Here is a 23,996-nt window from a genome sequence, read left to right as displayed (position 1 = left end):
GAAGTTTTCCCTTTAAGCTTACACAGAAGTCAAAATTATCATGTGTATCAAGTAAATAGCGGGAATTTTTCCATCTATTTTCACTATTTTAGGTGCGATTTCCTAATTAAGGGAGGTTTCTACCCTTATTATATCAACCTATGTTGCTGATTCTCTCATTGGTCCGAATTACTCCAGTCTTTTATGGATGGGTAAGGTTGAATCATGAATAAGGAGTGGTTTATTGAACAAACGTATGCATTTGTGACACAAGGAAATAAAAAAACGAATAAAAATGCTCGGTCCACAGATGTGTAAACCGAGCTTTTTATATTGAATTTCCACAAATTAAGTTACAAATATAGGTACAAATTAGTGTACAATTTTATTTGCATTTTACGATTTTGCGATAGGATACGGAACCCGTTAGAGTCATGTTCCCCCATCTTCTTACACTAGACCGCTACCACTAATCCGTGACAACTCTAAAAATACTTCCATTTCTATCAAAACTTTTCTTTATAGTATTCACGTAATTCAAGTGCATTATCTTCCCACTTTACTATGCGACCATGAATTAACTGACCAAGAACATCCAAGCATCTATGCCACCCTGTAGCTGTATATATCGCCATTGCTCGATCATCAAACGTATGACTAAATGTCATGGTGCAACCTTGAACGGATGCAGAAATTCTTATTTCTATTAAATCCTCCACTTCCCTAAAACAAAAGGTAAATGGAGGATTTAATTCGGTAATAACCGCCTCATACTTTGTTCCTTCACCATCATTGAACGTTAATTTTCCACCAACACGAAAGTCCATATCTCCAGTAGCAAAAGGATACCACTGTGTGAAATAAGTAGGCTCTGTTATACAACGAAAAACTTCTTCAGGACTAAATGAATATTTTCGTTCAAATACCAAAACGTGTCTTCCCTGTTTTTCATGAAGACTGCCAAAACTACTCATCACTGTTACCTCTTTTTTCCTCCCAATGCTGTATACGTTCTTCATGACTAACCTCTTTATGTACTTGGTGAAGCATCCATATATAACCAAATGGGTCCATGAATATGGCGTTTGACACTCCATGACTTGGAATATCAGTAACCGGTTGTATCTCCATACACTCTAAATCCATAGCCTTGGCATAGGTCTTCTCAATGTCTGGAACAGTCACATTCACCCAGCTTGTTTTAGGGTCGTCAGGACTTGGTGCGATCAAATGGAATTCTGGGTTCTCATCTAACAAATGAAAACGAACTCCGAATAAAGTAAATACTACCTCATTTTCACCACGAGGAAGGTTTGAAACCTCCAAACGCTCAATATCAAATATATTTCCGTATATTTCCAATGCTTTTAAGCTATCTGTCACAACCATATCCAACTCTACTCCGACCATACCGACAACTCCTTCCTACATATTCTTATCTCATCTTTACCCAAGTCTATCTATTATAGTAGCGTAAATTCAATATTAATATCAGTAGTCTGATTTGATTGATTGTTTTTGGGACCACCTACGCATAATAGTTTTTTCGCTTTAGGTACTAACAACCTTAGCCAACTGCAGTAAAAATTGCAAGCACTGGAGGTTCAGCACAGTAACCTATAAAATTGCAAAAGGAGCATGAGAACGAATTGTTCCCATACTCCATATTATTAGTGTCATTTCCCTTATCTTAATGGTATTACTACCTGCGATCCGATAGTCAGTTCATACGGATCCACATCTGGATTAGCATCGACTAGCATGTCCACTGTTACACCATCGTAAACACTAGCAATTTCATTGAAAGTGTTACCTGGTTGAACGGTGTGATAGAGGTAATCTTCGCCTGCTTCTCTATCATAGTCAACGACATTAATTTCTGAACCGATTTGCAGCGCATACGGGTCAACTTCTGGGTTTAATTGGAATAAATCATCCACTGATACACCATCATATTCGGCAGCAATTCCAGATAGTGTATTACCAGGTTGAACAACGTGTGTTACTACATCTGAACCATTCTCCCCTTCGACTGGAATGTTAATTTCTGCTCCAATCGGTAGGGCATCTGGAGCATAATCATTCGCTTCCACAATATCATCTACGGACACATTATCATACCCTTGCGAGATTCCCCAATAGGTATCACCTGGCTCTACTGTTACCGAGGAATTCGCTGATACACCTGCAGTTCCAAAAACTAATCCAATTCCTACGACAGGTGCTAAAATTTTGGTTGTTTTTTTCATCATTATCTCCTCCTTTAATAGTAACGGTATAGTAATGCCATTCCTTTTTTCGTGAAAGTTAAACATCTTTCAACAAAAAAAACAAAAAAATTCACCTCTAAGGCAAGTACTTTTCCAGTTAGATTGACATTACTGAAATGGTTGAATAAACTTAAGAATATTCAAATATTAACAATCGTACACAAGGAGGGAAAATGATGTTCGAACCCTTTCTAAACTGGTTAATAGATGCTTCTTGGGCAATCGTCATACCTTTTTTGCTTCTATTAAACTTCATCATTTTATTGAGCTGCATTGTTGTTGGAAATAAAATTGTTCAATGGTTTTACAAAAGACGGATTGCATCTCTCATAACCTCACGTCCATCTGAAATTTATTTAGCATTGTTGTCCGTTTTTCTTAATACCGCCGTGACTATCCTCGGCTATTATTTATGGAAAAATGATGTCATTGTCTTAAGCACAAGCTTTGGCTTCTTTGACTGGATTGATATACTCTTTTTACTTCTAATTATGGATTTTGCCATGTATGTCTTCCATAGATTAGCGCATCTAAAAATAGTCTATCCGCTCATCCATCGTACCCACCATCGTTATGAAGATCCAAGACCCATCACTTTGTTTGCACTAAACCCTCTTGAAAACTTAGGTTTTGGACTACTATGGATTATTGTATTAACCATTTATCCCGCTTCCTGGATTGGCATATCTGGCTATCTATTTCTCAATGTTGTATTCGGTCTGATTGGCCATCTTGGAGTGGAGCCATTTCCAAATTCATGGGTGAAACATCCCATTTTAAAATGGATTTCAACAAGTACCTATCATGCGCAGCATCATCAGCAAGAACACTACAACTACGGCTTCTACACCATCATCTGGGATCGCCTATTTGGAACCCTGTCCCCTAGGTATCCCTCTGATTTTGGAAAAACAGAGGAGGGTTTCCATAAACATATAGGAAAGTAGTTTTAAGCCATCTAATGATGAATCTTTGTCGTGCAAATCTCTTTATTAAGAATACATTTATCCAAGATAGAAAAATAGTGCCTAATCCCCAGCGAGTAGTGTATAAACTCTCTGGAGATCAGGCACCTATCGTTTTTTATCTAACTGGCTGATTTACCTAGTTATAGTCGGATATGCAACCTTACCCAAATATAATCAAATTTAAAGCTGCTATGGCCACTATCACTCCCGCGATTTTTTTAATATTGTTTTGAGAAAGTTTCTTAAAGAAATGGACTCCTATCCGTGATCCAAGCAAAACACTAATTAATCCTACAAGAAAATAACTCAAAAACTCCATGGAAAAATCTCCACTTGTACCGTGTAAGACTACAGTAATCACGGCAGTAACCACAAATGTCACTTGTAAGTTGGCACTATATGTATACTTATTGTCATGATAGAGCAGTAGAAAAAAGAAAACAAAAAATGGACCTCCTACCGCAAAGATACCTCCAATAAGCCCCCCTGAAAATCCGAGTAGGATAGGAAGCCAAGTTTCATTCACTATTGTATCTGGCTTCGGCGGTTTACTTAAGAACAAATAGATAACAACCAAAACTAAGAACACACCAAGGAACACTCTCAAGATGTCCATCTCACCGTAGTGGTGGAGAATATAGAACCCCCCTATCCGCCCAACGATAGCCGCCCCTAAAATAACAATAAGAGACCGCCATTGAATATGCTTGAACATTTGTAAAGCGATACTTGTGGATAGTACTAGTGCTAAAGATATAACGAGAAGTGTACTTTCTTTTACAGTAAAAAAGAATGGCAACATGCTCATGGCTATGAGCCCAAAACCAAAACCACTGACTCCTTGGACAAAACTGCCAAAAAGTAAGATGAAAAATATAATTACTAATTCTATTATCATCGATGAACGAACCTTTCTAGTGTATAAATGGCAATTTGTTTTCCATTTATTCTAACACAATTCGTCATTTTTTTCGGAAAAGGACACAAAAGTGCCTGATACCCAACCACTGAATAGATTTACCGCGTTGGGATCAGGCATTTAAAATCACTATTTTATTATCGCCGTAGTAATTATTCCAATTCTATTCAAGAGTAAAGGAAGCTAAGCTAGCGCTGCCATCTCCTTTATAGGTAAAGTATAGTGCCTGTATTCCATTAGGGATCTCGATGGGAGTAGAGTATTCCGTCCAAACATTCGTAAAGTCAACTGGTATTTCCGCTAAAGTAACACCATCCCATGATGTTTTCACCTCAAATACACCCTTACAATATCCTCTCACCTTAATTTTTACATTCTTTATATCCTTACAATCAAAATACTTAAACCCAGCAGTAGCAGAATCTTGCATATTAGAAATATAGCCGATTTCCTCATCGCCATCTTTTCCATCCTGGGTAATCTTAGGGAATTGGCTGTCCATCCATAACTCACCTGTATAAACTGCATCATCCTTACAGAAAAGATTACATGCAAGATATGCAGGATACTCTCCACGTCCAATAAGAGCTCCATCATTGGAACCACTGGATGTCATTTCGACCTGTGGGATTGATCCATCCTCTAGGATGTCAATTTTCTCTATGCATCCTTGACGGCTGAAGCTTGATCCATTTGTATGCCTGTGATAAAAAATGTACCAGTTTCCATTCACTTCAATGATGCTACCATGGTTATTTCCACCATAAAACATTGGTTTATCCCCTGGTTTATATGAATCAATATGAAGATCATTATTGCTCACAATAACACCCTTGTACTCAAACCCTTTTGTTGGATGTTGGCTAGTAGCATAACACAGTTCATGCATTGCAATCGAAGAATAAATTAGATAATACGTATCATGGACCTTTCTCATGGATGGTGCCTCAAAAAACTCATGTCCTTCAAAACTACTGCCTGCACTATATGGTTCACTTGGGGCAATAAATACTGGTTCTTCTAAAATAGTTAGCATATCTGGTCCGAGAACGGTGGCCATCGCTCCTTTTCTTGATGTATCTCCCTTTGCACAAAAGCCAGTATACAGATATGTTTTTTCCCCTTCGGTCAGTAGGCCAGGATCAAACTGCGGCTGATCTCCTTCCCTTTCCCCGAGACGTGTTCCATCTGCATAATGAACATATCCATAGAACTCATATTTCCCTGCTGGTGTATCGCAAACCGCTACGGATACAACGGAAACTTTATCTAAAACATAGTACAAATAATACCTTCCATCTGGTCCAACCGTGACGTCAGGCGCATAGAGACACATATTTCCAGAAGGATTTAAGGGATCATCTGTTTTCTTGTAAATCACACCTTCGTATCGCCAATCACCTAGATTATCTACTGATGCCGACCAGCATACATAATCGTTTAAACAAAATACATGTCCATTAAAACGGTCATGGGAGCCGTAGATATAGACTCTACCATTGAAGACATATGGTTCCGCATCGGGAATGTACTCCCACGACGGAAGGTATGGATTCAATCCTTGTTTCTCTTGTTGTATCATTATCAACACCTCATCTTCATTGTTTACCATAGCAACCAGAGTGCAGGTTCTATTAGTTCAGCAAGCAACCTCATTGTAATCGCTTTCATAATTGAGACAACGAGTCACAAAACTATAAATATTATACAATAATTACTTCTCCAAATAAACTTTTAACGCATCCGAGTCTTTTGCACATTCTTTCTTGAAGGCTCCTGCCATTTATATTTTAAACACCCTTTCCAGAACAGAATGAAAGTAAAAAAAAGAGCTGCAGTAATGCAACTCATAAATTCACTATACACCTTCGTTTGTTTATCTACTTATTTTCACATATTTCATCACTATCTTAAAACCCCATACCTACCGCACTGTCACCATAAAAAGATAGTAGAAAATAGTCACCTTTATCTAATACTTCAAAGAAATCCTCTGCTGATTTCGTCAGTATACCTACACAGGATTCCATACCAAGACCGATAAAGAATTACTACATTGGTACATTGGCAAAGCTTCATATTGAAACAGAGGAGGCGTACTCGATGAAATGCGGAGCAAAGTGTTTTATTGTCGAACTAGAACTTGATGGAGAAAAACAGAAGAAACAAGTCATTGCAACGCTTGTGACAGATTGTGAATATTTAATTTATTCAGCAGGCCGAGTCATACAATATACCTTTATGCCATCGATTATTATAGTTTCCTTCAGCTCATACCCAAAACTTCTGTAATAATCGACATTCTCCCGATTTTCTGTATCTAGTGCAATAGGATAGGAAGGTTGAGATGATTCAGCAATGTTATGAACCTCTCTTAAAACCTTTGAACCGATGCCCTTTCCTTGAGAGACAGGTTCTACGCCAATCATGGTCAAATAGTAATGGGGCTCATTTGGTGCACTAGAAAATGTTTGTTTTTGATACTTAGTTAAGAATCTAAGCACATGTAGGGGTAGCTGAAATATCAATTTAAACATCTCTATATTTAATCTAATCTTAGACATTATAGAAATACGCTTAAGATTCACTGGTCGATCCACAATAGCCACACAACTAGGTTCTTTAGCATGATCGGTAAGGATTAAACCATCTAGTAAGCGATTTCGCTTCATGATAAATCTAATTAAAACTTTTGATTGGTCTTTGTCTTTCCTGTTTGAGAAAAGATGAACAAACATAGGATCTTTCTCAAATGCTTGAGATAGTAAGGATATATGAGTTTCATTAATCAGCATTTTGTTCCCCCCTATGGTGAAAGACGGAAAAGCTATATAACACCTTAAAAACATAAAAAATGAATAAAGTAGAAGCAAAAAAAGGCGCAGTTTCACTCAAATAAACCACTATGATCAAGCCTAAACCTGTTAAGCTACCAGCTAAAAGGTGATGTATGGAGTAGTCTCTAATTAAATTTAGAAGCGCTGCACTACTTAAAGTGTAGATACAAATCATAGCACCATAATGAATTGGAATTCCCATTGACCATGTAAGGATAATTGGTTGAATGTGGATGGCTATAAAGATCCATCTTTTCATTGGATACCGATCATAAAACATATCGGTTCCCCTTGTTAAGTTTGCTACAACTCCTCCTGAGATATCTAAGAACAAAAACCACGTGACGATTTGTTTTATTAAAGATAAACTTTTCCAATCATCAAAGCCTATAATACCTATTACAAAACCAGAAACAAGTACAAAAAGAGCAATAACAACTAAGGATGATTTTGTCTGAAATTCACCTAGAATTTCATGAAAAAAATGTGGAATTTTAATCATAGAACACCCTTTCTGACCGTCCGAACGGTCAATTTTATAGCGTTAAAACATGGCAGATACTTACTTTAATAAAAACTTCCATGTTTCTACTTGTAAAGTCCAACTTTCTTTACATATATCTTTATCAGAGTCTAGTAAAAAATGGAGACCATAACCATCTAATGTCATAATGATCATTTCGGAAATTTTTAAGAGTTTTTCTTTACTTTGAGAACTATAGCGCATTAATTGTGTAGCAATGGCATCAATCATTTCATTCTTAGTCATTAGTAAATAGGCTCTATATTTTTCGTTGTGTAAGCTAGTGTTATAAAAATTTAGCAAAACAGAATATGATAATATTTCTTCTTCATTTAATAAGTAGATACTTTCCCCAAGGAAAAGGAGAAACGCTTCTAAGTCAGGGCCTTGATGTGATTTCACTGGTTCCACTAGATAAGCAAGTAGGTTCTCAAAAATCACATGTAAAACTTCCTCTACAGATCCAAAATGGTGGAAAATATTGCTCTTACTAATTCCTGAACGGTCAGCTATTTTTTTGGCGCTCACTCCCTCGATGCCTTCTTCGGAAATGATTCTCATAGCTGCAGTAAGAATGCGTTCTTTAGTTTCATTTCCCTTATTAATTCTTCGATCTTGTGTCATTTCAACCATCCTTCTACATGTTACTTATTTCCACTTTAACACTAACTGTCCGACCGGTCAACTTCAAGCGTTTTTAAAATACTTTCTAGGAGAGACTCTTGATGATGACGAAAAAAGCCGATAAAGTAAGTGGTAGAGATTGTCTTTGTTCATTTTGAAAAGAACATCGTGTCAGGTCAGGTACCGTTTCTCCCCTTAGCGATAGATAAAAAGAGGAACCAATACCAAGGTACTGGTTCCCCTCTACAAACGTTACTAATCTAATTACCAAACAAGTACTGCTCCAATGATGACTAAAAGGATAAACAGCACTAGCACTAAAGCAAAGCCTGTTTGATAACCACCATGAGGGTAGCATCCAGACTCATACCCAGGATAGTAAGACATGGTATTCACTCCTTCCCGATTATGAACTACCTACAACACTAAATGGAGGGAGCTCCCTCTAATAAAAATGAGGATTGCTCCCTTTTCCGCTGATCATTCCATTTAGTAGTAAGGTGTAGCCACTACAGCACCGATAATGACTAGCAATACGAAAATTACCACGACAAAAGCGAACGCACCAGTTCCGTGATGTTTGTGTGTCAAAACAAAAACCTCCTTCATACATAAATTTGAGGAAATCTTCTTCAATCATCCTCACTCCCAACTTATGCAAGAGAGGAACATTTCGTATAGGACGAACCCTAGTTTTTGAAAAATGTGCTTATAGTTGAAAAATCGAAAGTGGTTTGTACCGGAAAGTCGGTTGCTATCATGGAAGTTTTACTGTTTTTTCTTTTTTTATAAAAAATAGTTTATGATACAAGCAAATAGTAGGTATTTTTAATATATTACATTATCTATACAAAGTAGAATGTTTTTGTATAGTACCCCTGCTGACCGTGTGGCTAAAGTTTCCCTCCATTGAAAAGGGCTTAAATGTGCCCTTTTCTCCTTTGAAGACTCCTCCAGTTCATTACTATACTGCTGGTTTCACTGCGATTGTTATTTTTCCATACGCAGGATAGCTTCTGCTGCAAAATAGCCACTTAAAGCAGCTGATAATGTGCCTGGTCCTGGGAATACTGTTTCTCCAGCTACATAATAATGGGGATGTGTACCTTTGCTCCCACTCGGTCGAACAATAGATTGAAGAACCGTCATAGGAAAGCCTCCAACCTGCGTTTTTCCAGTATATCTTTCATACGTTTTTGGTGTTCCTGTGTACGTGTTAATGACATTCTTCTTAAAGGATGGAACTACTCGCTCTATCTCCTGATACATTGCGCCTTCAAGCAATTCCTTTTGCAGAATATATTCCTTTTTTGTTAGATCTATCCACTTGGATACAGGTGTGTGAACGGAGGCTGTTAGTAGAACTTCCTCTTGGACCACTTCTCCAGAGGAAATTCGAGAAGGATGCAAAGTAACATACACTGGTCCATGCTCATCCCCAAATAGTTTTGCATTCTCTCTTGATGGAACTATTTGAAATGCAAATGGCAAATGCACCTTGCCTACACGATTCTCTATGTCTTTTTTAATGTCACTTGAAACAATTGCATCCACACGGAGAGCGCCCCAACCTGGAGTTGGAGTTTCTAACGTTTCTTTCCTCTTCGACACTTCCTCCCCGTTCTTCAACTCTTTTCCTATCCCATTAAGTAAAACATCAAACGTAAACATCTCTTTTTTCGTATCTACCGTCCACTTAGTATCTTTATGATAGTTTATATGGAGAGCCTCCGTTTTCTTGAGTATCTCTCCCTTTTCCTTTATCTTCTCTTCCAACCTTTTTACGATGGTAGCAAACCCACCAGGAATGGAAAAACTTCCTCTTCGATAGATGTCTAAAGCTAACGAAGATGGTAACAAAGCAGCTTTATGAATCGAGGTTTGGGCCGCATCCACTAGCTGCGCATTTAAAAATTCATGAAAAATGGGATAGCGATCTAACTTGTGTTTTTTTACTAAATCATAAACGGTCCTGAGACTATTTTTTCCCAATCGCAACGTCCTTAACGGATGTTGAAAACAGAACCTGATTAAAGAATGTAGTTGATAACCCCTTAAGGGAAAGGCTATTTTTCTTTTTGTAAAAAGATAGACATCCTCCCCTATTGTGGCTAGTTCAGACCAGAAGCTCAACACTTGCTCTTTTTTCTCTGGGAAAGCACGAGCTAGCTCCTTCTCCCATTTGCTCTGCTCCAACCAAATAGACACCATCCGATCAGATAAGACAACATCCATTGGATGATCCATAACAGAGCAAGGCACGGCAATCTTCAACTCATCCAGCAGTTCCTTTAACAGACCGTCCTGTTCTAGTCCAAACGCAATCGTTGCACCAGTTGGGAAGGTTCGTTTGTCTTTAAAATAATAACCTGCACTGCCCCCAACAGTCGTAGCTTTCTCCAGGATGGTTACTCGATAACCGTGCATACTCAAATACGCCGCAGCCACTAAACTTCCAATACCAGCACCTAAAATCCCGACCCGCTTCATGGAACAGACCTCCGATATAACCTAAAAGTAAAAATACTCCACTTTAAATAATCTGTATTATTATTATACAGCTCCTATACAAAATGAAAAGGATATGGATCCGTTCTTTCACATAGTAGGTTGGAAGTTAGAAACATAGTAATTGTATCGATTTTTACCAGAGCAGCTCCCTAGGCTAAAGGTTATCTATGTCCTTTCACGAATTGTTCCAACAACTAATTACACGAACCTATCCCTACAATAGGCATATATATATGATAAATTTATAGTAAGAAGGAAGGTTCCCATATGTATACCAATCCTTATAACCAACAGCATTACTACCAAGCCCCATCAAAAAATAAGGACTCAGGTCAGCAGCCAAGTACACTTGCAAATCCTTATAAAGATGGGAAGATAGTGGTGCGTGGTGAAGCAATAATGACAAGTCCACCTGATACTGTAACGATAAGCCTCGGCGCTATTACGGAAGCTTCGTCTCTAGGGGAAGCACAACAAGAGAATTCACGTCGTATTTCTACAGTGATAGAAACCTTAAAAAACATTGGAATTTCGGAAGATGACATGCAAACAGTGGAATATCGGATGGACCCTCAATATGACTATATTGACGGAAAGCAAACATTTCGTGGCTATCAAGTTAATCATATACTTACCATTATACTAACGGATATAAACATGGCTGGAAGGATTACCGATGCTGCGGTTTCCGCAGGTGCCAATACGATTAGAAACATCCAGTTTTCCATTAAAAACTTCTCTACACTATACCAGCATGCATTAATTTCTGCTGTAAATGATGGGAAAACAAAAGCAGAGTCTATTGCTTCTAGTGTTGATGTTAACCTTGATGCAACTCCAACAAAAATAGAAGAAATAATTCAGCCAGATATTATCCCTTTCCGGACGATGGACCTTTCCGCTGCAGAAGGAGTTCCAATCCAGCCAGGAACACTCCAAGTCAAAGCCATCGTTGAAATGACTTTTACGTACTCATAAGAAAAGCGCAAGGCGTCATGTCGACATCCTGTCTCCCGGCGAAATGCGGATGTAGCTAGACATAAAAAGTGCTTTTTACTTTTTAATCGGCCAGGTTATTTGACACGAGGACCTGAGAGGGCGCCTGGAGCTAGACAACTTTCTAAGTCCAAAAATGAATACTTATCTTTGAACAAAATGCCTGCCCCCTTAACACGTAAAACATTTCTACGTTTTTTGGGGCAGGCACTTATCGTCTGTAACTATGACATTCTTTCCAATACTGGTTGCCACTCTCCATGAGGTATACCAACACTTCTATTGGTTTCTAAATCGATTTTTTTATAGAAGTTTGCTAGTGTTCCTTGATATTCCAGTTGAACGTTCGTTCCTTCCACTAGATCGTAAGGAGTCACATGGGAAAGGGGTTTGTTAAACTTCATAACCTCGCACTCTTGTAAAACTGTTGCGATAAATTGCGAGCAAAAGAAAGCGTACTTTCTATCAATTTGTTTATTCACTGTGATAGCAAACAACCCTAATAAATTATAACGATAACGATCTTTTTCGTCCTCTATTTTTCTTATATAAGTTATCATTCTTTGCAACTCATCATCTGTAACGGTGTAGCTATAGACGGCGCACCTTGCTTGACTAAAGAAACTTGCACGAATATCCTCTTTCACAAACCCACCGATAAATGGGTTTCTAGGAACCTTCCTTCCAAAACTATAAACCTCTAAGAAAGATGAATCAAAACATATAGATGCATGGTTATAATTTTTTCTTGTGTAGAGTTGGATCATTCTCGATAGAACTGTTCCTGTACGCGTTAGGAGTATATATATTTTATGTTCGCTCATCATACATTCTCCTATATATGTTTTTTTTGAATCTTCTCATTTCATTTTAGACAGTTTCTGGTCCTGACTGAAGCAACCTCAGTAGTATTCCCCCATAAGCCTTTAGCCTTAAAGACATTATCCCGTAATAGGAAAAATAACATCCTATAATTTCCTAATTATTGATTTTTCTGGTCATGAAATGACATCCTTCCTCTCATTATACTCGCATTGTTACATAAAACAATGGAATCTTTTGCATTCGGTTAAATATAGGAAGACAGCAGGAAAGCGACCAAACTGAAGATATCGTTAACATCCATGGATTAATAGACTGTTTGACGCACTTCATACTGGTAAATCGCTAAACATAAGGTAATATATTTAAGAGAACATTTTTTATTTCTTCCAGAAAAAATTATCCATCCTCATACAATAAAGTTTTAAAGGAGCTAGATATATGGACATAAAACAAAAAAACGGAATAAAACCATTTATAAGACTAATTCTATCGACAAAATTACCTAAACTCGCATTAACGTTTGGGCTATTAGGTAGTCTCATTACAACATTAGTTGGTCTTACTATTCCGCTATTAACAAAGGAGATGGTCGACGGATTCTCTATGGAATCTATAAATATCGTCCTCCTCATTGCAATTGGGTCTGTATTTATCGTCCAAGCATTGATTGATGGAGTTTCCACCTATTTACTTGCTTATGTGGGGCAAAAAAGTGTTGCAAGATTACGCGAGATGATGTGGTTTAAGCTCATCCGCTTGCCTGTGAGTTACTTTGACAAAAACAAAAGTGGCGAATCAGTGAGTCGTGTTGTGAACGATACAGGAATTGTAAAGGATTTGATTTCACAGCATTTTCCTCAATTCATTACCGGAATAATCACGATTATTGGTGCAGTGATTATTTTGTTAGTTATGGATTGGAAAATGACATTATTAATGTTAATATCCGTTCCAGTTACTGCAATAATCATGATTCCACTAGGTTCCAAGATGGCCAAAATTTCTCGTGGGTTACAAGATGAAACAGCGACCTTCACTGGTAGTGTTCAACAGACATTAGCGGAAATACGCTTAATGAAAGCATCCAATGCAGAAAAAGAAGAAGAAAACAAAGGTTTAACAGGCGTTAGGAAGCTGCTAAGCTTCGGCTTAAGAGAAGCACGTATCTTTGCTATTATTGGTCCACTAATATATACCGTTATAATGTTTGTAATTGTCATTATCATTGGCTATGGCGGAATTCGAGTGGCAGAGGGATCCATGTCAACTGGAGCTCTTGTTGCCTTTCTACTTTATCTTTTCCAAATAATTTTTCCCATTACATCCTTCGCCATGTTCTTTACCCAACTTCAAAAAGCGAAGGGGGCTACAGAACGGATTATTGAAATTCTAGAGCTGCATGTTGAGGAAGGACAAGATGGACTAAAGGTAAATATAGCCAATCAACCTATTCATGTTTCGAATTTATCCTTCGCCTATAGTAAGGAAGATCCTGTATTAAAAAATGTTTCCTTTGATGTACATCCCGGTCAAATGATTGCTTTTGCTGGTCCTAGTGGTGGTGGGAAAACAACACTTTTTGGTCTTATCGAACGTTTTTATGAACCTACCTCTGGAGAGATTCTGATTGGATCAACTCCAATTAAGGACTTGTCCATGGAGTCTTGGCGTACACAAATTGGTTATGTATCCCAGGACAGCCCTATGATGGCTGGAACAATTAGAGAAAACCTTTGCTATGGATTAGAAAGTTCAGATTCTATTTCTGACGAACGATTGTGGGAAGTTGCAAAAATGGCTTATGCTGATCAATTTATTCAAGAGTTCCCTCAAAAACTGGATACAGAGGTCGGAGAACGGGGAGTAAAGGTATCTGGTGGCCAAAGGCAGCGAATTGCTATCGCCCGTGCTTTTTTACGAGATCCTAAAATACTCATGATGGATGAAGCAACAGCAAGCCTTGATAGCCAATCAGAAGGCATCGTTCAACAAGCACTCAGTAGACTCATGGAAGGACGAACGACCTTTGTCATTGCCCATCGATTATCTACTATTGTTAATGCCGATAACATTATTTTTATCGAAAAAGGCGAAGTAACTGGGATAGGCACTCACCAAGAATTAGTAAAATCCCATGAACTATATCGTGAATTTGCAGAACAACAACTAACGTAAGTGAAACATAATTTAAGGTTGATTTATGCCATATAAAAACTCGATCCCATAACAGGATAGATCATCTATTGGATCGGGTTTTCTCCATCTATAGCTAATCTATTATTTTCACTGCTGTCATTCAGATTTCACTCCGACTCTCTTTACACGCTACAATCTCTAAGCCCTCTACCTAATTTCTAATTTTCTTAACTATTAAAAATGCAAGGCTCCCTCGACAGCTATCTTTTTGAATATACAAATAGAGGCTTGATATATAAAAAATAGATAAGGCTGGCCCACTTATGGAGTGTCCTTAATAGTGAATCACATAATATGGAGAGTTTATTGATTCTATGTTGACACTTGCCCAAACAGACTGATCCTAACACTCTTCTATCTACTGGTGTTGTAACAGAACACTACGGAGTATGCAATCATTATTGAAATTGCCAAACCTCAAGAAGTCCTAGATTTATTGATAAACTGTTATGGACTATCTTCACGTGAGAAACAATTGATAGTAAGACTCCTACGAGGCTATTCCACTAAGGAATTTGCCGAAAGCTTAGTTATTTCAACCTATACTGTACAAGATCATCTGAAGTCGATTTTCTTAAAGACAAGTGTTAATAGCCGTAGAGAATTAATCTGGCTGATGCTCTCACAGTACAGTCTACCTTATACTGAGCAGGAGTGGTTTCTATGAAAAAGAATGCACAATTATTGTTTTTATATGTGTCAAAAAAAACTCAAAAACATTGGTTTATCAACATTTATGAGCTAAGCTTGAGATTGTTATAAACATGACCCCTGATTACTTATTTGTATAGTGGTAAACTAACGCGGATATCTAATGTATGATCCTCAATAATTGCTTGGGTGCTCCCTCCCATCTGCTCAGCAAGCAGTTTTACGATAGCCAAACCAAGTCCACCTGACTTAGTCCTAGCTTTGTCACCAGTATAGAAACGTTCAAACAGCAGCGCCTCTTCAGTATGTGGTAGATCCTTTACAGGATTTTTAAAGGAAATGACAGCACTCTCTTCCACTAGTAAACTTACCACAATAACTCCTTTCGAATGTTGAATACAATTTTGTATAAGGTTCGTTATAATTCTTTTAACTAATTGTTTATCAGCTAGTACAAAGATCGATTGTGATTCTATTAGTCGTAGGGACAAATCTTTCTCTTCCAAATAAGGAATAAAAGTAACAAGACTATCGCCTACAAGACTATTAAGATTTGTTCGTTCTAGATCAATCTGTGGCTCTGCATTTGTTAGGTATGAATATTCGAAAAAATGTTGAATTAGCATCTCTAGATCTCCTGTGTGTTTTTCTACGATTTCCAGCCTTTTCCTTTGTTCTTGAGACAACTGTTCTTTCTTCATCAACTGCTGATAACCCTTAACAGCTGTAAGTGGTGTGCGCAAATCATGTGAAATATTAACAATTAATTCCCTGAACATCTTATCTTCTCGTATTCCCTTAAGGCGAAGATGTTCCTCCACCTTAAGGTACTTATTTATGTTAGCAGTTAATCTATTGATGTCTTTATTGATTAATTCAATACTTACAGGCTGACGGGTATTTTCTCTTAATCGTTTTTCAAGTTGCATATTTATTTTATGCACTTGTAGTTGCATAAGTCCGATATAGATGACTAATACAATAATTATTACTATCAGTACAACAACTACAATCTTCAATAGTATCCGCCTTCCATTTATTTGATTTCTGACTTTTTAAATACTCCATTAGCTATGCTAAGCATCCAAACCATAAATAATAGACAGACACCGATCGCTTTTACTATATCACTTACTTCTGCATCCATTGCTAGCACCTGATTATTTACCGAAAAAGGGGTTATGGAAAGAATGTTTTCTATAGCAGAGATCTCTGTTCCTATTCCTCCTAGGATTTGTAATACTAAAATAATCCCGAAGCCTATGAATATTACGAAAGAGGTCTTTCTAATAACAAAAGCTAGTATGATAGCTATACTCATTTGTGATGCATAAGCTAGCATCATAACAAACATTATCACAAGCATTTTGCCAATTACTGCTCCAGTTAAACTTAAATCCGTCTGATTTGCTAGTATATGGAGAAATACAGATGGTGAAAACGGTTCTGCAAACTCTGCTCCCGTGGTAAATGCAATGACCGTAACTACTGCGTAGGGTAATATCATAAGAAGTACTAGAAAATAAAAAACAATCGCTTTACTTATAATAACAACTCCTCTCCCCATACCACAAGAAGAGATAGTATCATTGATCGATTTATTGCTAAAATCACTACATATATATATCCCTGCTAAAAACGGTCCGATAATTGCTATTGTCATAACATCACTTAACCCTGAAATGGGCCCACTTATTTCCATACCTATCGTTCCTTGTGCCACTAAGTACGACACGAATGTCACACTAGCAGCGGCAGCACACATAATTAAAAACAGAATTTTTATAGATTTTGACTTTTTAAATTTATATAGATCTGCCTGAATGATATTAATCATTCTTTTCTCCCCCAATAACAGAAATAAAATAATTTTCTAATGTATCTCCCTCAACTGAAAAATTGGTTGTAATAATCCCATTCTCAAAAATTTTAGTGGCTACTTTTCTCTTATTATCAACATAATCATATAATTTGATAGTCTTATCAGGCATTATCTTATAATTCGTTGTGCCTAACTCGTTTTCAAATAATACTAATAGATCCTCTGGCTTTTCGCATTCAATAAGGATATGTCTCTGACATTTATTCTCTAGTTCTCCGAGAGTCAAGGTTTGTTTAATCTCACCATCATGGATAATAATATAATCTGTTGCTACCTGATATAACTCCGGTAAATTATGACTGGAAATAAGAACAGTTATATGTTGTTCTTCACATAACTTCTTAAGTAATATTCTTATTTCCTTAACACCTAATGGATCAAGCCCGTTAATTGGCTCATCTAAGATCAGTAACTCAGGATTGTTAATCAATGAGACAGCAATTCCTAATCTCTGTTTCATTCCAAGTGAAAAATCTTTCACCTGTTTCTTCCCTGTATCTCCCAATCCAACTAACTCAATTAGTTCATCCTCAAGTTCTACATTAGATATACCCCGCAAAATTCTATGGTACCTAATGTTCTCCTTAGCAGATAAACTCATATTTAGACTTGGTGACTCTATCATGCATCCTATTCTTTTACGTTCTGCTTGAATTGCTCGAGCATTATCTTTCCCAAAAAGCTCTATACTACCTGATGTAGGAAAGGTAAGGCCCGCAATGACACTCATTAACGTACTTTTACCCGCCCCATTACTTCCAATGAGGCCGTATATTTTTCCAGGGTATAATGTAATGGATACGTTGCGTAATGCATCCACCTGACGATATGTCTTTGTTAATTCCTTTATTTTTAATATGTAATCTGCCATTCACCATCACCTCGAATTTAACTATAATCACTAAAAGTTAAGAAAAGGTGAAGAAATAAAAAAAGGTTTAAGAATTTTTCACTTAAACCTTATACAAGCGATATCCTAACCCCCAGACTGTTTCTACATAGTCTACTTCTGAGTTAATAGTTTTTAATTTATTTCGCAAATTACTGATATGCGTTTTCACCGCATTATCATCTCCAATGTAATCTTGATTCCATAAAGATTCATAAATGTTACTTTTAGAATATACCTTTTCAGGATTACGCAAGAATAATTCCATAATAAAATATTCCTTGCCCGTAAGCTCTATTTCCACCCCGGATATAGTCAATTGTTTTTTCGTCAAATCTAATTCCAAATCTCTATATTTCAATATATTTTTTCGTTTTTTCTGGCTATTATAATGACGCAGATTAGTCATAACACGAGCTGCAACTTCGTCTAGGTTAAATGGCTTAGTTATATAATCATCCGCACCTAAACGCAATAAGTCAACCTTAGTAGTGACCATACTTTTTGCAGATATAATAATAATCGGAATGTCATGTTGAGATCGAATTTCTTTTAAGATTTCCTCACCACTTTTATATGGAAGCATGATATCCAATAAAATCAAATTGTATTGATTACATTGTGCTTCATATAAACCATCCATCCCATCAAGTACCGTACTCACTTGATACCCTTCACTTTCTAAAGTCTCTGCTAACAATTTGCTTACATCTACATTATCCTCAATAATTAGTATTTTTTCCATTCGCTCTACCCTAGAAGAAGCGCAGGCACACCTTGCACTTTACTTCAAACTGCATCCGCCTTTTTTACAAGATACAGTATTTTCTCCTTTCCTTTAAAAATACAATATTGTATTCACCCAAGATATTCATTATAGTAAGAGGGGTAATAACAGGTAAGCAAATACCATACGTTCCATTCTTCCCATACCTATAACCTATATATCTATACATATCATATTTTATAATACAAGTTTTCCATGGTCTAGTTAACATTTACATAAACTATTGAAAAAAACTATCTTTAAGATAATCGAGCTATAGATTACGATCATTGACCTGTTCCTTGAACAAGACAAGCGCTGCAAGAAGTAAGGAAAAATCTCCATAAACTTAATCGATAATGTTCCCTGTTCATCATGGATGATATTCATATTCATTTCTACGACCAAAACTCTTTTATTGATCTACTCCCTCTCTATATTCCCTTTCAATCTCCTTCAATAGCTCTTCATAAGTCTCTTCTATACTCGTCATTAGTTCCTCATGTGTTGTTTCTCTAATTACATTATTTAACTCTCTCTCCTCAATGCTTTTCTCACCTAAATAACGACTTATTCTACGGGTAATGTGGTTTTCTCTTCTTAAATGGTAAAGAACCTCTTTTCTAACATGATGTTCATCAATAGAAAGGTCAATCCATTCACTATTTAAGGAAGCACTGGGGACGGTTCTCGGTGCTTCCAAAAGCTAAATAAAGTATCTCCCTCCCCACATTAAAGCAAATACCGCACTGGGGTAGTACAATATACTGGTGCCTAGTCGATTTTTCAAACAAACTAGCTCTCGCTAATCCATAATCTCTGACCCACTAATCAGGACTACCAACTTCACGCTTTGTCTTAACTGATCTATGTGGATAAAAACTATAACCACACAAGCAAAAAGGAAGTTCCGAAATAAAGGCATAGAGGACAATAGTATTTAGTATCATACTTAGCGAATGTAGTATGTTTTATTCTCTTAAAAAAACCGAGATATTTAAAGTCACCAATTGCTCTTAAAAAGAAGACAATGGTAAATAGTATACAAATTGTTTTCGTCCATACATTCGGTTGAAAGAAAGGAATGGCATTGAATTGCACTAGTAACATATATCCAACGAATAATAACCCTAGCGCAACAATAAGAGTCTCGATGATCCTAGGAGCAAACAAATAACGACCACCCACTTTTTCGGGTACTGCAGCATTGATCCCCCATCTTCCTCCAAATATCCAATAAAAATGAATAAAACTAATCAATGTTAGCATTGCTACTGAAGAGTAAACGAAAAATGGCAACATAATCTCACCCTCCTTATTTTTATCTGATTAACGATTGTTTGAAATTCCTTTCCATATGATTTCAAATTGTAGTTGAAAAATATGTTTCAGATCTTCTTCTGATTCTGCAATTGACCACATAACAAGTGTGTTAAAATAATTTCCAACTAGAACTGAAGCAATATGTTGAGGATCAAAACGACTTTCAAAGTTTCCATTGTTCATTGATTCTTCAATTATTTCTGTAAGAACTTCTTTAAACCTTACTATATTTGTTGATTCTTCCTTTAAAGCAGAGCGAATGGTTTCAGATAATGTTCGTTTTAGTAAATCTCCATGTTCTACATACACTGTGAGTAAGTCATTAAAAATGAGTTGTAGCCTTTTTTCCAGATGTGTCTCCTGGTGCTTTTGAATTATATCCTTTACTAATTCAATCTGAGAGTTACCTAAGTGTAGTAACACATGCTCTTTCTTTGAAAAATAAGTAAAAAACGTTCCCTTAGCAATTCCACAAGCGGAAACAATTTTATCCACTGTTACGTTGTCATACCCATACTCCTTAAAGAGCTCAATAGACGTTAAAAAAATTTTTTGTTTAAGTTCCTTTTTCCGCTTATCTCGTAACATTTTATACACACTCCAATTTTTAATAATGACCACAGTCATTATTAGACTATAGTCATTTTAACATTATTTTCTTAATTTATACAATTTCGTATTTGAAGCATCGGGGACGGTTCTCGCTGCTTCCAAAAGCTGAAAAAAGTGCCTACACCTAATACAGACCAGACAAGGGAGCAATCTGGTACTTAATAAGTTGACCATTCCCCCCACTACTAATCCTCTTCTACTATTATATCTCCTTGGAATAATGAAAAATCTAAGGAATTATTTCATATAATCTACTAGAAGGAAGCACCAGACCATTCCCTATGGTAAAATGAATCTAGTATTTTTAACTGGATGGTGCTAGCTTTGAAGGAGAAATTAAAAGAGTCAGACTTATATGAACCTATCCAAAAGTATTTTAAACGTAAAGGATATGAAGTTCACGGAGAGGTCAAAGACTGCGATATCGCAGCGATGAAAGATGACCTTTTACTTATTGTTGAATTAAAATTAAACCTAACTGTTGACCTTCTCATACAAGCTACAAAAAGGCAACGGCTGTCTGAACATGTGTATATTGCTATTCCGAAACCGAAGAAACATAACCCACGCGCTAAAAAATGGAGAAACATTTGTCACCTACTTAAGAGATTAGAGTTAGGTCTCATCCTCGTTTCCTTTTCGGAAAAGCGAAAAAGAGTCGAAATAATTTTGGAACCAACTCCCTTTCACCGGCCAATTAGCATGGGGAAAGCCAAATACCTCAGACAAGCTATGATTAAAGAAATAAACGGACGAAGTGCAGATTATAATATTGGTGGCTCCAGTAGAAAACAGATTATGACTGCTTATCGAGAAAATTGCGTCCAGATTGCATGTTACTTAGAACAACATGGCGAATTAACACCGAAGGCTTTGTTACAAATGGGCACAGGAAACAAAACACAATCAATTCTAAGTAAAAATTACTACGGCTGGTTCATTCGTGTAAGAAGAGGCGTGTATCTGCTTAGTGAAAAAGGGAAACAAGAAATAAAAGAATTTCCAGAGCTTGTGGAGTATTATCGGAAGTAGCTTAAAAATCGAGAATTAAAATAACGGAACCTTTAACAACACTTCAATGACGAAGAGTTGTTTCCTTTTTTGCGGTAAATAGTAAAAATATCAAAAATACTATTTAATAAACCAAGAACCATTCTCACTAGGTAAGTAGCAAGAATGGTTCTTTTATTTACTTTCAATTGATGATAGCTGTATCTTCTTTTTATTATGTTTCTAGTATTACATTTGTTCGGCATCTTGTTTACTTAAAACAGCTGGTCCGGTATTTTTCGCATTGGCTTTTTTCGCTGCTTTATTAGCGACGAATGTAATAGTGAAAGACAGAATAAGCGCTGCTAACATCGCAATGATCATGCCAGTTGTATTATTCGATAAAAGAGGAGAAAAGAAAGTCGGTACATAGGCTGTACCACGGACATCTAACATTCCCACGAGCGCTCCTCCAACGCCAGCTGATAAAATAGCTCCACCAAAGACAACTTTGTTAGAAAACATAAATGGATACGCTGCTTCAACAAACGTTCCGAAGCCCATATTGATCGCAAATCCAGGGGCTGCCGCCGTTGCTTCTCCCTTATCCCTAGGTCCTACAATGTTTGCCAATGTGATACCCGCAGAAACCATGACAAGACCTACCATATCAACAGCACCTAAGAAACTAACACCTGTTCTCTCCATTTCTAGTAAAACAATAGGTAGAATCGCAGCATGATACACGCCCGCTAAGATAGCTGGCCAGATCAATAATCCAGCAATTAAACCTGCTAAAATAGGACTAAAAGCAATTGTAGATTCGATCGCCAATTTAACTAAGTCTCCCGCTTGCAGTGCAATAGGTGCAATAAGAAAGTAAACAATTACTCCAGAGAATAATCCAGCTAAACCACCAGCGACAATATTAACGGTAGTTGCCGGGAATCGCCATTGCACACACTTATGAAACAATAGTTGTACAAAAATACCTGCACCTATCCCACCGAGAATACCACCGATAATTCCGCCATTTACGGACAATACCCCTGCAATCACACCCGCTACGATGGATACTTCCTCTAACTCAGACACCTGTTTTGCCGCAATTACGGCTACTACCACAGGTAATGCTTGTATCATAACCTGAAAGACGTCATCTAACCCAGATAAACCTGGTATTTTACTTAAGGCCAGGATAATTGCCATTGCGATAAAACCTGGCAATGCGGACACCATGATCCCACGAATATTAATATTCCTAAATACGTTCACCGTTCCTTCTGACTTTGCCACCGACGAGCTTCCAATAATAGGTTTATATTTTATTCCCCAATGCTTACAAAGAGAGGAGATATATGTAATTGCCCTCGTTCTATTAGTCGTTCCAGTTGTTCCCGATGTGGATATGACATTTGCACCCTTTGCAGAAATAAGAGCCATGGAAGTTCCACCTGTACCAACGATCGGAATGTTCTTCTCGATTGCTGCAATAATAGCTTCCTTATTAGAACCCTCTGGATCAATACTCATCGTAACAAGTCCGTCTACTTCCCCTTCTCTAATTTTACTAGCAATTTCCTTGTCTAATTTACTTGCTTCTTCATTTACATCAGATAGTATTCCACTATAACTACGAACGAGCCCACCGTTTTCATCGATACTGTATATGGATGCTTTTGTTGAATCCTTTGCCCCATCCATGGACTCAGCTGCAGCGATGAATTGAATCTTAGAAATACTTATTTCAGCTACATCGCTTTGTGCAAAAATCTCATGAAGTAGCTTCTCAGGGGACTTCCCTCCTAAATTGTATAAGTTCCCACCACTACTACCAAGAATAGCAATTTTCTTCATACGATTACTCCCTTCTGTTATAAAAAACCATATAGTTTACTCCTAGAATCAAGGACCAAATGCGCTAAGCACTAACTCATGAATCGCCTCTCCTATCATGTATCAAGCGAATGAAGCCATTGTTCTCTTATTTTATTAAAACTAGGAACCTATCATCTACAAACTACTCTTATTCCTTTCCTAGTTACTCAACAATAAGAAAAAACTTCGCTCAGAAGATATAACTTGATTACCTCTTTGCAAAGCTCTCTATTACTTATGTGATCGATAGAAAAACTTAGGAGTCTATACTATTTTTGGAACTACACTTCACACTTCATTATATTAGTGCTTTACCATAATAAAATAATAATAACGCTTATCACTCTATATGTAAAT

Annotated in this window: 25 protein-coding genes; 5 read left to right on the top strand and 20 right to left on the bottom strand. The window is 37.0% G+C overall.

Going from position 1 to position 23,996, the window contains the following annotated elements; genetic code table 11:
• Positions 1-485 precede the first annotated feature (485 nt).
• From ACERII_RS21960 to ACERII_RS21950, 3 genes are all read right to left on the bottom strand, one after another.
• Complete coding sequence (locus ACERII_RS21960) at positions 486-998, bottom strand: SRPBCC domain-containing protein (RefSeq protein ID WP_373645114.1); 513 nt, start codon at positions 996-998, stop codon at positions 486-488.
• A complete protein-coding gene (locus ACERII_RS21955) occupies positions 946-1,389 on the bottom strand; it encodes a VOC family protein (RefSeq protein WP_373645113.1) in 444 nt (147 codons plus the stop codon). Before ACERII_RS21955 ends, ACERII_RS21960 begins: the two co-directional genes overlap by 53 nt.
• 275 nt (positions 1,390-1,664) lie before the next feature.
• Entirely contained in the window at positions 1,665-2,228 is a 564-nt protein-coding gene (locus ACERII_RS21950; protein ID WP_373645112.1) for a LysM peptidoglycan-binding domain-containing protein, read from the bottom strand.
• Between the two features lie 197 nt (positions 2,229-2,425).
• Between ACERII_RS21950 and ACERII_RS21945 the strand changes: the two genes are divergently transcribed.
• Complete coding sequence (locus ACERII_RS21945) at positions 2,426-3,196, top strand: sterol desaturase family protein (protein ID WP_373645111.1); 771 nt, start codon at positions 2,426-2,428, stop codon at positions 3,194-3,196.
• A gap of 181 nt (positions 3,197-3,377) precedes the next feature.
• On the opposite strand, the gene ACERII_RS21940 is transcribed toward ACERII_RS21945, so the two are convergent.
• From ACERII_RS21940 to ACERII_RS21905, 8 genes are all read right to left on the bottom strand, one after another.
• Positions 3,378-4,115 (bottom strand): sulfite exporter TauE/SafE family protein, encoded by a 738-nt coding sequence (locus ACERII_RS21940; protein WP_373645110.1) that lies wholly within the window; start codon positions 4,113-4,115, stop codon positions 3,378-3,380.
• Between the two features lie 184 nt (positions 4,116-4,299).
• Positions 4,300-5,718, bottom strand: coding sequence for a family 43 glycosylhydrolase (locus tag ACERII_RS21935; protein WP_373645109.1), 1,419 nt, complete (start codon positions 5,716-5,718; stop codon positions 4,300-4,302).
• A 625-nt stretch (positions 5,719-6,343) separates the two neighbouring features.
• Complete coding sequence (locus ACERII_RS21930; protein WP_373645108.1) at positions 6,344-6,931, bottom strand: GNAT family N-acetyltransferase; 588 nt, start codon at positions 6,929-6,931, stop codon at positions 6,344-6,346.
• Entirely contained in the window at positions 6,921-7,475 is a 555-nt protein-coding gene (locus ACERII_RS21925; RefSeq protein WP_373645107.1) for a hypothetical protein, read from the bottom strand. Before ACERII_RS21925 ends, ACERII_RS21930 begins: the two co-directional genes overlap by 11 nt.
• Positions 7,476-7,535: 60 nt before the next feature.
• Positions 7,536-8,120: a TetR/AcrR family transcriptional regulator gene (locus ACERII_RS21920; protein WP_373645106.1), complete on the bottom strand. Its 585-nt coding sequence runs from the start codon at positions 8,118-8,120 to the stop codon at positions 7,536-7,538.
• A gap of 264 nt (positions 8,121-8,384) precedes the next feature.
• Complete coding sequence (locus ACERII_RS21915) at positions 8,385-8,507, bottom strand: YjcZ family sporulation protein (RefSeq protein WP_373645105.1); 123 nt, start codon at positions 8,505-8,507, stop codon at positions 8,385-8,387.
• Positions 8,508-8,609: 102 nt separating this feature from the next.
• Entirely contained in the window at positions 8,610-8,711 is a 102-nt protein-coding gene (locus tag ACERII_RS21910) for a YjcZ family sporulation protein (RefSeq protein ID WP_373645104.1), read from the bottom strand.
• A gap of 399 nt (positions 8,712-9,110) precedes the next feature.
• Positions 9,111-10,610, bottom strand: coding sequence for a phytoene desaturase family protein (locus tag ACERII_RS21905; RefSeq protein WP_373645103.1), 1,500 nt, complete (start codon positions 10,608-10,610; stop codon positions 9,111-9,113).
• Positions 10,611-10,898: 288 nt separating this feature from the next.
• Here ACERII_RS21905 and ACERII_RS21900 point away from each other — a divergent pair, with 288 nt between their 5' ends.
• On the top strand, positions 10,899-11,609 hold the full coding sequence (locus tag ACERII_RS21900; RefSeq protein WP_373645102.1) for an SIMPL domain-containing protein: 711 nt from the start codon (positions 10,899-10,901) through the stop codon (positions 11,607-11,609).
• A gap of 242 nt (positions 11,610-11,851) precedes the next feature.
• On the opposite strand, the gene ACERII_RS21895 is transcribed toward ACERII_RS21900, so the two are convergent.
• Complete coding sequence (locus tag ACERII_RS21895) at positions 11,852-12,451, bottom strand: hypothetical protein (protein WP_373645101.1); 600 nt, start codon at positions 12,449-12,451, stop codon at positions 11,852-11,854.
• Positions 12,452-12,890: 439 nt separating this feature from the next.
• Between ACERII_RS21895 and ACERII_RS21890 the strand changes: the two genes are divergently transcribed.
• Positions 12,891-14,627, top strand: a complete 1,737-nt coding sequence (locus ACERII_RS21890; RefSeq protein WP_373645100.1) for an ABC transporter ATP-binding protein — start codon at positions 12,891-12,893, stop codon at positions 14,625-14,627.
• A gap of 457 nt (positions 14,628-15,084) precedes the next feature.
• Positions 15,085-15,315 carry a helix-turn-helix transcriptional regulator gene (locus tag ACERII_RS21885; protein WP_373645099.1) on the top strand — a complete coding sequence of 77 codons (231 nt, stop codon included), beginning with the start codon at positions 15,085-15,087 and terminating at the stop codon, positions 15,313-15,315.
• Between the two features lie 112 nt (positions 15,316-15,427).
• On the opposite strand, the gene ACERII_RS21880 is transcribed toward ACERII_RS21885, so the two are convergent.
• From ACERII_RS21880 to ACERII_RS21850, 7 genes are all read right to left on the bottom strand, one after another.
• The gene (locus ACERII_RS21880) at positions 15,428-16,318 is read right to left on the bottom strand and encodes a sensor histidine kinase (RefSeq protein ID WP_373645098.1); all 891 of its coding nucleotides are present in this window, start codon (positions 16,316-16,318) and stop codon (positions 15,428-15,430) included.
• 17 nt (positions 16,319-16,335) lie between these two features.
• The gene (locus tag ACERII_RS21875) at positions 16,336-17,136 is read right to left on the bottom strand and encodes a hypothetical protein (protein WP_373645097.1); all 801 of its coding nucleotides are present in this window, start codon (positions 17,134-17,136) and stop codon (positions 16,336-16,338) included.
• Positions 17,129-18,052, bottom strand: coding sequence for an ABC transporter ATP-binding protein (locus ACERII_RS21870; protein WP_373645096.1), 924 nt, complete (start codon positions 18,050-18,052; stop codon positions 17,129-17,131). Before ACERII_RS21870 ends, ACERII_RS21875 begins: the two co-directional genes overlap by 8 nt.
• 82 nt (positions 18,053-18,134) lie before the next feature.
• On the bottom strand, positions 18,135-18,815 hold the full coding sequence (locus ACERII_RS21865) for a response regulator transcription factor (RefSeq protein ID WP_373645095.1): 681 nt from the start codon (positions 18,813-18,815) through the stop codon (positions 18,135-18,137).
• A 436-nt stretch (positions 18,816-19,251) separates the two neighbouring features.
• Positions 19,252-19,539 (bottom strand): hypothetical protein, encoded by a 288-nt coding sequence (locus tag ACERII_RS21860; RefSeq protein WP_373645094.1) that lies wholly within the window; start codon positions 19,537-19,539, stop codon positions 19,252-19,254.
• A gap of 179 nt (positions 19,540-19,718) precedes the next feature.
• Entirely contained in the window at positions 19,719-20,138 is a 420-nt protein-coding gene (locus tag ACERII_RS21855; RefSeq protein WP_373645093.1) for a DUF3995 domain-containing protein, read from the bottom strand.
• Between the two features lie 27 nt (positions 20,139-20,165).
• Complete coding sequence (locus ACERII_RS21850) at positions 20,166-20,747, bottom strand: TetR/AcrR family transcriptional regulator (RefSeq protein WP_373645092.1); 582 nt, start codon at positions 20,745-20,747, stop codon at positions 20,166-20,168.
• Between the two features lie 348 nt (positions 20,748-21,095).
• On the opposite strand from ACERII_RS21850, the gene ACERII_RS21845 reads away from it, so the two are divergent.
• Entirely contained in the window at positions 21,096-21,803 is a 708-nt protein-coding gene (locus ACERII_RS21845; RefSeq protein ID WP_373645091.1) for a DUF2161 domain-containing phosphodiesterase, read from the top strand.
• 207 nt (positions 21,804-22,010) lie between these two features.
• Here ACERII_RS21845 and ACERII_RS21840 read toward each other — a convergent pair whose 3' ends face one another.
• On the bottom strand, positions 22,011-23,618 hold the full coding sequence (locus ACERII_RS21840; RefSeq protein WP_373645090.1) for a PTS sugar transporter: 1,608 nt from the start codon (positions 23,616-23,618) through the stop codon (positions 22,011-22,013).
• Positions 23,619-23,996: the final 378 nt, after the last annotated feature.

The organism is Evansella sp. AB-rgal1 (assembly GCF_041820985.1).
GTDB lineage: Bacteria > Bacillota > Bacilli > Bacillales > Salisediminibacteriaceae > Evansella.
The sequence above is the reverse complement of the archived record's forward strand: the minus strand, read 5'-3'. Positions and strand labels throughout refer to the sequence as shown.